Annotated in this window: 7 protein-coding genes; 4 read left to right on the top strand and 3 right to left on the bottom strand. The window is 50.0% G+C overall.

Annotated features, from left to right (window positions below; genetic code table 11):
• Positions 1 to 13 precede the first annotated feature (13 nt).
• From ACGCCZ_RS14985 to ACGCCZ_RS14970, 4 genes are read left to right on the top strand one after another with little or no spacing between them, the layout of a single operon-like run.
• Positions 14 to 151: a hypothetical protein gene (locus tag ACGCCZ_RS14985; RefSeq protein WP_153802360.1), complete on the top strand. Its 138-nt coding sequence runs from the start codon at positions 14 to 16 to the stop codon at positions 149 to 151.
• A 12-nt stretch (positions 152 to 163) separates the two neighbouring features.
• On the top strand, positions 164 to 1072 hold the full coding sequence (locus ACGCCZ_RS14980) for an ABC transporter ATP-binding protein (RefSeq protein WP_054324835.1): 909 nt from the start codon (positions 164 to 166) through the stop codon (positions 1070 to 1072).
• A complete protein-coding gene (locus ACGCCZ_RS14975) occupies positions 1069 to 1824 on the top strand; it encodes an ABC transporter permease (RefSeq protein ID WP_411656425.1) in 756 nt (251 codons plus the stop codon). The genes ACGCCZ_RS14980 and ACGCCZ_RS14975 overlap by 4 nt, the downstream gene beginning before the upstream one ends.
• Positions 1825 to 1836: 12 nt before the next feature.
• A complete protein-coding gene (locus ACGCCZ_RS14970) occupies positions 1837 to 2568 on the top strand; it encodes an ABC transporter permease (protein ID WP_411656424.1) in 732 nt (243 codons plus the stop codon).
• A gap of 1052 nt (positions 2569 to 3620) precedes the next feature.
• Here the strand turns inward: ACGCCZ_RS14970 and ACGCCZ_RS14965 are convergent.
• From ACGCCZ_RS14965 to ACGCCZ_RS14955, 3 genes are all read right to left on the bottom strand, one after another.
• Positions 3621 to 5438, bottom strand: coding sequence for a lectin like domain-containing protein (locus ACGCCZ_RS14965; RefSeq protein ID WP_411656423.1), 1818 nt, complete (start codon positions 5436 to 5438; stop codon positions 3621 to 3623).
• A 1422-nt stretch (positions 5439 to 6860) separates the two neighbouring features.
• The gene (locus tag ACGCCZ_RS14960) at positions 6861 to 6992 is read right to left on the bottom strand and encodes a hypothetical protein (protein ID WP_411656422.1); all 132 of its coding nucleotides are present in this window, start codon (positions 6990 to 6992) and stop codon (positions 6861 to 6863) included.
• 413 nt (positions 6993 to 7405) lie between these two features.
• Positions 7406 to 13663 carry an MGH1-like glycoside hydrolase domain-containing protein gene (locus ACGCCZ_RS14955; RefSeq protein ID WP_411656421.1) on the bottom strand — a complete coding sequence of 2086 codons (6258 nt, stop codon included), beginning with the start codon at positions 13661 to 13663 and terminating at the stop codon, positions 7406 to 7408.
• Between the last annotated feature and the right edge of the window lie 256 nt (positions 13664 to 13919).

Genomic DNA, 13919 nt, shown 5'->3' with positions numbered 1-13919 from the left:
GGAGGCGGCCCGTATGGAGCGGATGAAGAAAAGATTTGGAATTCTGGCGCTGGTTGCCGTAGTAACCCTTGCGTTTGTTTTGGTGAGTGCGTTTGCCAGCCGGATGGTATATCAGAATAGTCTTCCTGCGTATTACGCAGAGATCGCTTAGGGGGAAGTAAAGATGGAATCGATTGTACACACAGAGGGACTTTCCAAAGAATATAACGGTGTGTTCCGCGTAAAGAATGTAGATTTGCAGATCCGAGAGGGCGAAGTATACGGCTTCTTGGGGCCAAACGGTGCAGGGAAGTCCACCACAATGAAGATGCTGCTGGGGCTGGCCAAGCCGACAAAGGGAACAGTGCACCTTTTTGGCAAACAGATGAATGAGAAAAATCGGGTGGAGATTTTGCGGCAAACGGGCGCGCTGATCGAAGCGCCGGCATATTATGGGCATCTAACGGGTATGGAAAACCTGCGTGTCATGCAGAAACTGTTGGACATCCCAGAAAAGAATTTGAGAGAGGCTCTGCACATTGTGCGTTTGGAAAATCAGGCCGACAAAAAAGTAAACCATTATTCTTTGGGAATGAAACAGCGCCTTGGAATCGCCATGGCGCTGATGCGTTTTCCAAAGCTGCTGGTACTGGATGAACCGACCAATGGCCTGGACCCCGCTGGAATCGAGGAGATCCGGGAACTCATCAAAGCGTTGCCACGGCAGTATGGCATGACCGTGATGCTCTCGAGCCACTTGTTGGCCGAGGTAGACCAAATGGCAACTGCGGTCGGGATTATCGATCATGGAGAACTGATTTTCCAGAACAGCTTGGAAGTATTGCGTCAAAGAAGCGCCCATTATGTGGCGGTCCGGACGCAGGACGCAGAAGAGGCAGCGCGCTTGTTGGAACGGTATTGTCCCAAACGAGAACATGGCTGGTTGCTTTTGGAAAACGTGAGTGACGCGGCGGTGGCACAGATCAACCAGCAGTTGGTTTGCAGCGGGATACAGGTGTACCGAATTGAGGAGCGGCAGCGCAGCTTAGAGGAAATTTTCCTCGATCTGACCGGAAAGGCGGGAGCATTATGATGCGGTATCTGTCGTTGGAATTTTATAAGATTCGGCGCCGTGGTATTTTCTTAACTGCGTTATTTCTCTGTGGGGCGGAGGGGGCGTGGACCGCCTATTCCGCACAACAATATCTGGAGGAAAACGGTACCCATTTGGTTTGGAACAACCTATTTACGAATTTGGCGCTCCTGCATGGCCTTTTCCTCCCCATGGCCATCGCGGTACTTGCCAGCCGTATCTGCGATATGGAGCATAAAGGGGACACCTGGAAGCTGCTCGGCACAGCAGCAGAGCCAATGAACCGGCTGTACCTCTCCAAATTCTTATGTGCGTTTCTGATTCTAACCTTTACCCTAACGGTAGAGCTCGCCGTTCTAATTGTATTTGGTATTTGGAAGGGATTCCCTGTACCAATTCCAACGGACTTGGTACTGCCCATCTATTTTGGAACGCTTCTTGCGAGTGTGTTTGTGCTGGCTTTACAACAGTGGGTTTCGATGGCGGTCTCCAATCAGTTGGTAGCGTTGATCGTTGGCATGGCTGGCGCATTTCTGGGGTTTGTAGGGGCGCTATTTCCCGCACAAGTGCGGATCGTGTTTCCCTGGTGTGCCTATGCTGACCTCTCCTGTGTACAGACGGTTCCGTTGGGAGAACATGAATGGGCGTATATCGCGATAAGCCCCAATTTGTTTCCATCGCTATTGGTGTGTGCTGTGGGAGTGCTTGTATATTTCCTGGGGAAACGCCACCTGTGCAGAAAAGAATTTTAGGAGGGGAAGGTCATGTTAAGACATGCAGTTGTGGCCGAATGCCGTAAGCTAAAGGGATCGTGTATCTGGTTGGCATTCCTGTTTTTACCTGCATTCAGCGTCTTTGTGGGAAGCGCGAATTTTTCCATGAATCGGGATATTCTCACAAAAGAATGGCAAAGCCTTTGGACCCAGGTTAGCCTGTTTTATGGCGATCTGTTTTTGGCGGTCCTGCTATCGATCTATGCTGCCTATGCATGGCGTTTGGAGCACCTCAACCACAATTGGAACAACCTGATGACAGCTCCTGTACCCGTACGGAATATCTTTTGGAGCAAATTTCTGGTGATTGCGGGCCTAAGTTTCGTAACACAGGTATTCTTTTTTGCACTATACTTGGCGGCGGGGTTCTATTTTGGATTTCAATCGTCCATTCCGCCGGATGTGGTCCGTTGGTTTCTATGTGCTTGGTTTGGTTCCCTTCCCGTAGCGGCCATGCAGCTTTTCTTTGCCATGCATATCCGAAGCTTTGCAGTACCGGTGGGAATCGGATTCTGTTGCAGCGTAGTAGGGTTCCTATTGGCGGTTAAGGGCTGGTGGCCAATTTTCCCCAACGCCCTTTTGATTGCAGGAATGGGATCGGTCAGTCAGGAAGCATTGGGAGAGGTGGACATGGGGATTTTCTTTGTGATGTGTGCTATGTTTACGGTAATATTCTGTGGATTGTCCCTGCTGGTTTTAAAGCGGGCAGATGTCAAAAGCTGACTTGAGGTTCCTATTTCGATTGGACAAGGAGCCATCCAAAGGACGTATGTACAACCATTCCTTCTATTGCGTTCCAAGCCCCAAAAGGGATAGAAGCTCTTTTGGTCGATGCAACAGTTTGGTTTGTCTCAGAAGAACGGCCGCAAAGTGCAAATGCCAGATCGACTGCCAGCACACCCAATGTGCAAGGATTATGGCAAAGTTTTGGCCTGTACGGGCTTGCGTACAGAAACCGCCACAACATAGGGAACGGATTCCTGTATGCTTATTCATTTGACACGGTTCCCCGTCTCATTTTTGTTATTCCAACTGTTCCAGTTCTCCGAAGGAAAGGGCAAGTGCTGAATGGAACGCACCTGCATGGGCCCGCTTTTGCCTTGCCGGATATAAAACTTGTGCTATTTTTTCATCGGAGAAATTGTCAGGAGAGCCCGAGGGCCTTTGTTGAGAAATACAAGAAAAGGCTTGACCGATCAGACGGGATAAAATGAAGCGCCCCTGGCCGCGTGGCAAAAGGAAGCTTGCTTTAGAGCCCTATCTTAAGAAAACCTGTAGGAGCGGATAACAATCTTGCCTAGGGAAGAATGGCATTCACCCCACACAGGTTTTTCCAATCTAAACGTGCCTTTTAGCGTATTGTTTTAAGAAACTAGAGAGGATGTCTGCGGGCTGTCCCTAAAGAATTTCTGATCTCACCACTCTTTTATGGTGTGCGTTTTTTATTTCAGTGAATGGATACCTGTTGGTTGTGATCTTCTATTGGAAAATGTTGTCCAGCTGTCAAGAGTATGACAGCTGGACATTTTTCTCCGGAGCACAGGGCCCAAGCGAAAATTCCTATGGCAGTTTTTCCGCGCGAATCCGTGTAACAACCACACGTTTCGTTTGGAGGCAGGCGGTTTCTTCTTAGGCGTGTATTCCGGAAGGACCCTGCGCACATGGGAGGGAGTTCTCTCTTTTTAAATATGATGGCGGTCCCCGAATTCGGATGAAAATGATACTATGACCTCTGTAGGAAAAAGAGGAAGGGAAGCGATGATTTTCAGCAGTGGTCATAGTTTATCCAATCCATTCCCGGTTGCGTACGTTACTGAGCCAAGGGGTTCGTCGGTCGTGAAGGCCTTTAGGCAGACATTCCCAAGGGTTAAGTTGTGAATACCGCTGGAAACATACGTCGATTCCTGAAAATCTGCGAGATCCAGCCAAGTTCCATTGGACCCGCGGAGAAAACTTTGGCCAGGTGCGATAGCGGCGTCTGAAAAGATTCCATTGCAGGGACCGTTGCCCTCACACGCGATCGGATAGATGGGGCCGTTGGAATCTGTCAACCCGTTGCTCGTGGGGTTTTCCAACTTTACAACAATCGAGAAGGGTTCCCCGCTCTGGATGGAAACAGGTTGTTGTAACGCGATTGTATGGTAACCGGCATAGGGTTCCCAACCTTTTTGTTCTTTGAAAAAGGCGGGCACACCGCTATCTGGAACGTCGGACTTCTGTAGGCCGGTGTATACTTGAATGGAATACTGAGCGTCCGGCATGGTCGTATAGAAAGAGACCGCTTGAATCGACTGCTGTCCTGTTGCAGTAAATACATTGGCCATCGAAACTGGAGCGGTTGGCTTGTCTCTGATACCGACCGTAGTATTCCATCCCGTACCGTCATACTGGTATAGGTGGTCATAAGACGGATCGGCGGAGGCAATGAACTGGCAGGTCTCTGAGATGGAAGAATCTTCATAGGAGAGATAGAAACAGCCGTCCATTCCCCAATGGTTTCCCCAATTATTGCGGATGAGCCATCCGCCGTCATTGGAGGGCATATTGCCGGTAGGCTCTCCATTGGTCCAGCTGGTGCAGAATGATTCCTTTGGGATGGTGTCGTTCCAGCCGATAATCTGTACCTCATGGTTCACGGCTACACGGTTGGGACCGTTATAAGCTTGGGCGACAATTTGTTCCCCGTCCGGGAGTGTATACGTGTTGTATTGATTGGATGCATAGGCAACTACAATACAGGAGCCTTCTAAAAGAGCTTGCTTAATCGCATTGCCATTGAGATTTCCAAAGGAGTCCCTAGTGGGAAGATAGTTGCTTTCTACTAAACGGTAAGGGGCCGTAAAATGAAAGGCTTCTGAGACATTTCCGTAAAGGGCAGTATACGCGTCCTTAAGCGCAGGAGTACCAAATGAATCGATCTCTGTGCCAAAATATTGATAGGATTCCGGGTAAGGCACGACCTCTTCCGTCTGTACGCCGATTCGTGCGAGCGTAGCGGTTGCAAGGAACGTGTTTCCGCCGAATTCATACCATGGATACCAATAGAAACGGGAATCATTGGATGGATAACTCCAGGGATGGAAGGTGTCGCCGGCTGTGCCATCCTCTGGCGTGTGCGGATTGGCTGCGCCGTTATAAGCGAAATAAGCCAAGTGGCGGGGAGAAAATACAGTGGTGTCCTCCGGATATAAGGAGGATTCCGCAGAGCCAACCGCGGCAAACGCCCAACAAGTGCCCCAAGCAGCTTGGTTGCGGACAGCCTCACAGATTTCCTGTTGTTCCCGCAGGTCATAACAGGACGGAAACGAGGCAGTCGCGCGTGTAAGCAAGGGGGAAGATCCTCCCTGCAAAAGGTAAGAGGGGTCGATAGGCGGCTGTACATACCCCGGTGAAACACTTTCCAGTCGGCTTTCTAAATCGTCCGGGGAGGAGAGATTCTTGGAAGTCGCCACGCGACTGGGAGCAAACTCCGTCGATCCATCAGCTGAATGGTTGCCAGCGTAGGAGGAATCGGTCACAGAAATCAAGGCAATTGTCGAAATTGCCAATACGACGGACAAAATTTTGCTGCCCGCTTTCAAAAGCGATGGCAAAAGGGTCACACTCCTCTGTATATAATCTGGAACAGATCCCTTTGATGCAAGTCCACGTTCTCAGGATATGTGAATGAAGATCCTTTTGTGACACATTCTGTCCGTTTTTCTACAGGAAGATAAAAGAAAGGAATTTTTAGAAAATTTCTTAGAAAGAGAGAAACACATTGTGTGTTTTATAAAACAAACAGCCAGATACATGTATAGTATACATATACCTAGCTGTTCGTTTTTCATGCACAATTTAAGCCCGTCAGGAAGATTTCTCCGTGGAGAGGATGAGGTACCACCCAGAGATGCCGGACGCACAGCGCCTTTCGCGCCTACAGAGTTCCCTGTTATCGGTAACCGATCCCTTGATTAAATATCGGTTAGTTTTACTCTTCCCATAATACAATTCTGATGTTCACCTATCCATTCCAGACGTACAACGTCTTTCATACCTATGGTAATTCCTACGGAAGTTCCCTGTTGTCGATTGCTGGACACTTGATTCGAATACCCGCTATTTTTACTCTTTCTACAACTTAATTCTTATGTCCACCTATCATAAACGGATACATCGTGTCTTTCGCGCCTACGGCGTTTCCTACGCTGGCTCTCTTCCAGCAGCGGTTGCTTAATCGAATGGCCGATGTTTACGGAAGTTCCCTGCCATTGACTGTTAGGCCTTGATTGGATACAAGCTACTTCACTCTTTGTATAACATGATTCCGGTATTTATCGATTATTGCCGGATTTCTACAGTGGAAATAGTTTTTATGCCGCCCCTAAGAGTTTGCCTGCGCTCTTCCAGCTGTTGCTACATAAATCGTCACCATACCATATATTCCTATACCTTGTAAAAAGTTTGACCCAGCAGGGGTTATCCGCATTCTCGTTTGCGAACACTCCTGCTGGGTCATATGGGTGGAATATCTCTGCTTTGGCTTTCCTATGGATTCGCTCCTATGGGGGCAAATCATCTACATACGATTAGGATATACATTTACATGTAGAAAAGCTATCCGTCAGAGTCGTTCCATATTCCTTTTTCTTTCCGAAGCCTTATAGTTACAATCACCGTATAGTGCTTCACCGCATTCTAACCCGGCAGGGTCGTATAGACGTCCATACCCTAGCCCGGTGGACGCACAGCGCCTTTCGCGCCTATGGCGTTCCTACACTGGCTATCTTCCACCAGCGGTTACTTGATCGAATGGCTTATGCCCTTCGCAAGTTACCCGGCATTCAACCAATGGTTGCCGTGTAGTGTTTCACCGCATTCTGACCAGGCAAGGTGGTGTAAACACCTGTGTTCTGGCACGGTGGACGCACAACGTCTTTCGTGCCTAGGGTATTGCCTACGAAACTCTTTACTATTGGTTACTGGGTTCGATTGGATGTAGTTTACCTTCTCGTTGTTCAGAATAGATTTGGTACTCAGCCGGTTGTAACTGTGCAGTGTTTGACTGCATTCTGCCCCGGCAGAATCGTGTAGACGCCTGTGTTCTGGCCCGGTGGATGTGTAGCGTCTTTTGCGCCTTTACGTTTCCTACGCTGGTGCTCTTCCATCAACGGTTACTTGATCGAATGGCTTATGCCCTTCACTGGTGCCCGGCATTCAACCAATGGTCACCGTACAGTGTTTCACCGCATTCTGACCAGGCAGTGTCGTGTAGACACCTGTGTTCTGGCCCGGTGGACGCACAGCGCCTTTCGCGCCTACGGCATTCCATGCGTTGGTGCTCTTCCACTAGCGGTTACTCGATCAAATAATTTATGCCCTTCGCTGGTATCCGGCATTCAGCCAATAGTCACCGTACAGTGTTTCACCGCATTCTAGCCAGGCAGGGTTGTATAAATACCCGTGCCCTAGCCCGGTGGACGCACAGTATCTTTCGCGCCTCCGGCGTTTCCTACACAGGCTTTCTTCCAGCAGCGGTTACTGGATCGAACGACTTATGCCCTTCGCTGCTATCCGACATTCAATCAATGGTCACCGTGCAGTGTTTGACTGCATTCTGCCCCGGCAGGGTCGTGTAGACACCCGTACTCTGGCCCGGGGTGCCGGTTGCATAGACTCTGTAGTAGTAATCGTTTCCAACCTTTGCCACAAACTGCGTCTTGAGAACGCTGCCGTTGCCTACCGTAAAGCTCGGTGTCTGGTTGTTTCCATTTACCACCGTCATCTTGAAGCAATAGGCCTGCCCGTGTTTCAGAGTAAAGTTCACCGTCGTATCGCTGTGGACATAGGCGTTCACAATATTCTGCCCAGCAGCTACGATACCGGCCGTACCATATGTATTAAATGGAGTGGAAATGCTGGTGGAACCCTTTTTACCGCTGGATGTTTGACCAGCAAGGACAAGCTGCTCCTTTGCTTCTTTGGCACTGTAATAGACTGCTGCATATGCCTCTCCCGTCGCGTTGGGATCTTCGACGGTTGCGCGAAGTAAGTTGATCTGCGCCTGCATGGCGGCGGCACTTGTTGCGGTGTATTTGGACAGATCCAGCTGTTCCAATTCGGCCAAAAGCTCAAGAAGCTCTGCCTTACTTGGAATTCTACGCAGCTCCAAAAGTACCTTTGAGAGAGCTTCTGCAGCGTCGTCCACTTGCTTCTGGCTGGCATCCGTATCATCCATCACAGTCTGAGCCTCTTCGATCGCTTGACAGAGTATTTCTTCACTACCTTCAACGTAATGATCGATTTCTTCTAAGATGGCTTTTGCTTTGGTTAGCACAGTATGCAGCCCGCTCTTGTCGGCCTGGTGGATCAACCCAAGCATGGCATCATAAAGATTCTGCCAAGCCTTCTCAACATCAACCGCCAAGGCGTCGTTTCCATCGTCATAGACTTCTTGGGCGGCTTCCAAAGCAGCTTGGAAAGCCTCTACGGTTTCGCTGGTAAATTCGCTTGTGTCGATACTCTCGGCCAATTCGATCAGGTTGCCCAATTCGGTCAGGTCACCCTGCTCAAAGGATAGATAGTGCAATGCGTCCAGCAGCTTTGCCCAAGCTTTGTTGACCTGTTCTTGGGTAGAGGCAGTGTTTTCATAGATGGATTTTGCCTGTTCAAGCGCTCTGTCAATCGCCTTTTGGACGCTCTCAACCGCATTTGCATATTCATCGCCTTCTACCAGATTTTCTGCAATTGCAATGGTCTGCCTTAGAATGGTTTTGTTTACCATATCAAAGGCAAAATGCAGATGGGAGTCTGTGTCCGGCATGATATAGGTATAAGTGACACGATTTGGAGAGAAGTCTACCGTCTCGCCGTTCACACGGGCTTCCAGGAAGGATCGGTCTTCGCCCAACGGTGTGAAGGCAAAAGTAATTGGGTCGCCCGCCAATATATGGGTAGCATAAATGCCATCTGCATCGACTAGGGGCTCTGTGTCGGAGGTAACCACGAGATCTACGCCTGGGCCATAGCCAGCGATCAGTAGGCGGGGAAGCCGTTCAAATTCCGCTACAATGGTGACGTCCTCATTGGGCATCACAAACCGATTGTTGTCTATGGAGACGGTTTCACCGCTTGCGGTGCGGTAGGCCAGGGACTTGAGATGGTAGTTGGGGTCTGGATTGGCGAATACGTCTACCATTTCCCCTGCATTTGCAGTGGTACGGGTCAATTTAATGGCCCCGCCCTCGGCCTGTTCAGCCGCAATATGGTGTACCTCATTGAGTAAAATGGCCGCAAGGCTGAAGTTGCCATACCGTTCAGAGGAAACCGATTTGTTGTAGATGCGAACCTGTACGTCCTCAACAGATCGATAGGTCAACGTGAACATGCCGTACTGGACGGGCTCAAAGACTTGATATTCATAAGATGCAGTCTTATCCCCCGAAGTCATTTTGACAATCATGTCCGCATTCCAGTTGCCGATGGTGATCTTGGCCTCGTGGCGGTTATCCCCTCCCGGCAATGTAAAGCTAACGCCGTTGTTCACATCTTCCACAACCAAGTATGGTTTTTGATTTTCCATGCTGGGGGTGGGGGTACCATCTGTGAAGGAATAGACGGTGTTGTACTCGCTGTTGTTAACACGATGCGGTGCCTTTTCTGTGTCAAAGATCGTGAAATCCTGAATAGATGGCTCCACATTTTTGCGCTCATAGGCGGGTTTGCCGTCCACACTGTTGAACAGAATCCAGTCTTTGCCGCCTTCTTGTGTCAAGTTGATTGCATCTGGAAGCGTATTGGTAAACCGGATATTGAAGTCATTGTCAACAATCTCTGGTTCATCCGGCTCAGGAGGCAGATTTCCTGTGTCAGACAATGTGACAGCACCCAATGCAATGCTGCCCGCAGTTCCGGAGGACGCGAGGGACTGGTTCAACACCATCCGGACTTCGACTGGGTCGTCAGGGTTCTCAGCCCAGTAATCGATGCCAATTTTATGAACTTCCCATCCATTGGTATTGCCATAAGTGGTACTATAACACACTTTCCCACCGATGAGCAGCTGAACTTCACATGCGCCTTTCCAGGAACCCGCATAGAGGTTGACATGCTGTACAGTATCAGCAGTAGGCAAGCGGAAAGCGAAGCCGGCCTGTCCTTCCGGACCGCGGCAGGTAATGGCCCACTGGTTCTTCGGCTGAGTTCCGCCGGCCGCATCACTAGCGGTAAAGTTGAGCTGCATATCTTTTGCGACGTCCACAGCCAAAGGAGTATCGTCGGAAACCAGCCGGCGGAAGTCCGTGATGACATTTTCGGTGTCTTTCTTGGCATAGTCGTCGACGTATTTTGTTGGGAACTGTGCCCAGTCCTTTGTCCCCTCTGCAGTGAGGTCAACCGTTGTGCCAGAGGCGTCTTCCATGGTTCCGACCGCATAGTCATTGGTCGGCTCTGGAATGACCGCATCTGTCTCTGCCAAAGTTACCGCAGGCAGGCCGACGCTCCCACCGACACCGCCCGTGTTGGACTTCACAAGAATCTGACGGACGATCATTTCATCGCTGGGGTCTGGAAGTTGATAATCCAGGCTGATCTTTCGAACGTCCCAGCCATCACTCCCGCCATAGGTTGTGGAGTACTGGACGCTGCCATTGACCAGGATATCCACCCTTGTGGTAGCATTCCACGAGGATACATATAGATTAGTATGTTGCATCTTCTCACTGTAAGGCAGCTGGAATTCGAAACCCGCTTTTCCTTCGTCCCCGCGGGAAGTGATACAGGCCTTACTGGTTGGTTGCGTATCCTTTGCATCACTGGCTACATAGGAAAGGGGCATGTCGGTCGCATGATCGACGCCGCCCTCCACCAGACGGCGCAGGCCGGTGATGGTATTTTCGGTATTCTTCTTGGCATAGTTGTCCACATCATCTGCGTTGAATTGCGCCCAATCCTTGGTGCCTTCTGCTGTAAGGTCTACTGTTGCACCCATGGCGGAGGTCATGGTGCCGGACACATAAGGTTGCTCGTCATAACGAAGGGATAGAACCGTGACAGGTTCGACGATTTTCACGGTTTCACCACCATACGACGCTACGATGGTCAATTCACCATTCTGGTCCAGAGCAGGTACGGTAGGACACAGTACAGAACCGTCGTCCATTAGGCCCGTCTCAAAGCCGTTCATCGAGCTGGAAAACGTGAATGTGGTACCGTAGATGGGGCCGATCACGTCGAAATGCAATGCCTTGCGCAGGGCTTCGAAGCCGGTATTGCCGTTCAGAATGGTATCGCGGACCGCTTCATAATCGGCATAGGCGCGTTCACGCGCCGTACGCGGTGTCTGTTCAGGCACTTCACTGAGGACATCGCTTAACGGCCCTTCTTTTCCATCCGTTACTCCGGAAATTGCGACGTAATAACGCGTATAATTCTCCAGACCTTCGATCACATACGGAAGGGTAGCCGTAGAGCGAAGTTCGGACAAATTCGCTTGGCTCGTACCGAAATAAACATTGTAACAGTCGTAACGGTCGGAAGCGTCAGCCGATACGGTAATGGTACCATTTCCAGATTCAATGGAGACATTTGAAACTTCTGGGGGCAGTGGAGAACCGCCAGATTCGAGGATGATTCCCTTGATAGAAACAGACCCGGTACCTTTGGAAGCACGCTCTGCTGCATATTCCACTAACAGGTGACGGTCCTTATCTCCGCCCGCGCAGTAAGGAATTTCTACCACATAGGTGCGTTCCTCGGTATCGCCGTACAAGGTCCGGCTTACACGCGGAGCGCTGGCATCCGACAGTGCCGCCGTCAGAGTAGCAGAGGTGCCTTGCACGCCAACAATCAGTTTTACCGTTTGGCTAGTGTTGGTTGCCGGAACCGTGAACATAAAGCCCTCTTGCCCGAGCGAATAAGTGCCTTTGGAGAGACTTTGTGCCCCGGCGAAACCGAGAGCTTCCATCTCCGCGCTGTTGGAATATGTAACAGGACTTTGGCTGCTGTCAGCGCGGAAACCAACTGTATTGACATTTTTAATAAGTCCTGCTCTTTTACCGGCCTGGTACAGAAGTCCGTCGTCTATGGATGGGTCCTGTTCTGTGCCAAAGATCACATAGTCAACAGCGTTGGCATCCAACGCTTCTTTTGTCAGGGAATCGTCGTCAGAGCGGAACGGATGTGCTGCTGCGTCCAGATAGGGTTCCTGCTCATCCTCCACGCCATCGATGTGATAGGATGTTGTTCCGGCTGGAACCTCTAAGGTCTCCTCCACATCGCCATTGCGTACATGTAATGTAAAAGCGTGATCAGCGGTGACGGTGATGTCTGCGGGAGACTCCGAGCCCACACGTTCTGCCATGGAGAGGGAGATGCGAACCGGTTGGCCGTCGTGGCACATATATAGATTGCTGATGCCGTTTTCTTCGGTCAAACGGAGGTCCCAATCGACTGCGTTGTCCGGGGCGCGCAGGCCGATCCCGAGCAGATCTTCAATAATAACGCCGATACCGAGAGCGCCTGTCCAGCCGACAAAATTGTCGCGTGCAGGGTCGCCTTGACGGGTGTACTCACTGGAATAATTTTCCCAGAAGGTGGCGCTGCCGATCACAGAATCGGTCTTACCCGCCTGATAAACATCTGAGAGCGCCTCGACATGGCGGAGAGCCTCTGCAAACGCCAACTCCCGGTAGCCATAGTATTCCAGCCCCTTGATATATTGGAAGGAAGCCGGCGCCCAGACTGCGCCATTCCAATAATTCCCGGTGGGGTAGAAGGTAGACCAATCATAGGTTGTTGTAGACAAGCCTTGGGGGCGGAACATTTTTTCAGAATTTAAACCGTAGTTTCGCACCATGGCGTCGGCACGTTCCGGTGTTGCGACATGTCCGGAGAGCGCCCACAATCCCGTTGGCGTTGGAACATTGGTAAATTGTTGATCCTTATCCAGATTAAAGTAGAACTGGCCCTCTTCGGACCAGAGTTTCTCATTAATCAAGTCTGTGAGATCTTCATATTCCTTCTGGAAACGTTCTTCTGTTTCAGTATCGCCAATTTCGTGGGCGATTTTGGCGATATAGTACGCAGACTGCGCCTGCTGGATGCTCAGATCGTTGTACGTTTGTTCCTTACTTCCCCAGTCCTGGTTGGGCGTGTTGTCAAAGCCGTTTGCCAGGCCGGTGGTCTTGCCGTACAGGCCATTGTCCATCAAGCGGGTGCGCTTGATAAAATCAAAATGGGAGACAATGCGCTCCAAGATGGTCTTTCCGTCGATTTCCTTGGTAAAGCGCGATTTGTCACCGTGCACTTCGTATTGTTGCCACTCTGCCCATGCGAAGAGGGGAGGGTTCACCGAGTGCGGGTCGTCGTATCCGCCATTATAGTCGGCGTTTTCACCAGTAATTTCACTGATTTCGCGGGCGATAAAGCCATCATCTGGCTGTCCAGGGTTATCTACCTGACAGTAATAAAAGTTGTCCATGGCCTGCAAAGTCGGAAATTGATGAATACCATACTTGTCGAACATCATCATGAGCAAGGTATCCCACACAAAGATCATGTCGCTGAATGCTTCGTCCACATAGTAGGGTTCTTCAGGGTTCAGGACACTTTTGGCTTTGCGGATATTGCTCTTATGGGACTCCCAAGCCGCATCGTAGAGCTCTTCCCATTCTGGATGTTCTGCGAAGTGGACCTTGGGCAGATCGTCCATATCGATCTCGTACCCACCGGCCACAATCTCTGGTTCTCTCGTTGCACCCATCGCGGTTCCAAATGGAATGGAAGTCAAAAGTACAGCGGCTGAGAGACAGAATGCAAGCAACTTTTTCAATCTTTTCATTTTCTCCTCCTTATTCTGGAATGGAAGTTCCATTCCGTTTGATGGGTCGCCACAGATATTCAGCCCTCCTTTCCCTGTGAACAACGACCGTTCCAAAAATTTTCTTCTGGATGAATGATTCAATCGCCCTTTTTAATTAGCTGCAATGACACATTATCATCATAGCGAATCGAAAATAGAGGGTCAACAGAAAAACCTGCCAAAAATTAGAAGCTGTTTTATAATATTTGCACGATATTTCGTTTAAGATTATTAA

This window comes from Anaeromassilibacillus sp. SJQ-1, assembly GCF_046693725.1.
Lineage (GTDB): Bacteria > Bacillota > Clostridia > Oscillospirales > Acutalibacteraceae > Anaeromassilibacillus.
The sequence above is the reverse complement of the archived record's forward strand: the minus strand, read 5'-3'. Positions and strand labels throughout refer to the sequence as shown.

Bases quoted from the DNA above. Each gene is read 5' to 3' on its own strand.
- ACGCCZ_RS14960 (WP_411656422.1), bottom strand. From the start codon at position 6,992: ATGGAAGAGCACCAGCGTAGGAAACGTAAAGGCGCAAAAGACGCTACA.
- ACGCCZ_RS14975 (WP_411656425.1), top strand. From the start codon at position 1,069: ATGATGCGGTATCTGTCGTTGGAATTTTATAAGATTCGGCGCCGTGGT.
- ACGCCZ_RS14985 (WP_153802360.1), top strand. From the start codon at position 14: ATGGAGCGGATGAAGAAAAGATTTGGAATTCTGGCGCTGGTTGCCGTA.
- ACGCCZ_RS14980 (WP_054324835.1), top strand. From the start codon at position 164: ATGGAATCGATTGTACACACAGAGGGACTTTCCAAAGAATATAACGGT.
- ACGCCZ_RS14970 (WP_411656424.1), top strand. From the start codon at position 1,837: ATGTTAAGACATGCAGTTGTGGCCGAATGCCGTAAGCTAAAGGGATCG.
- ACGCCZ_RS14955 (WP_411656421.1), bottom strand. From the start codon at position 13,663: ATGAAAAGATTGAAAAAGTTGCTTGCATTCTGTCTCTCAGCCGCTGTA.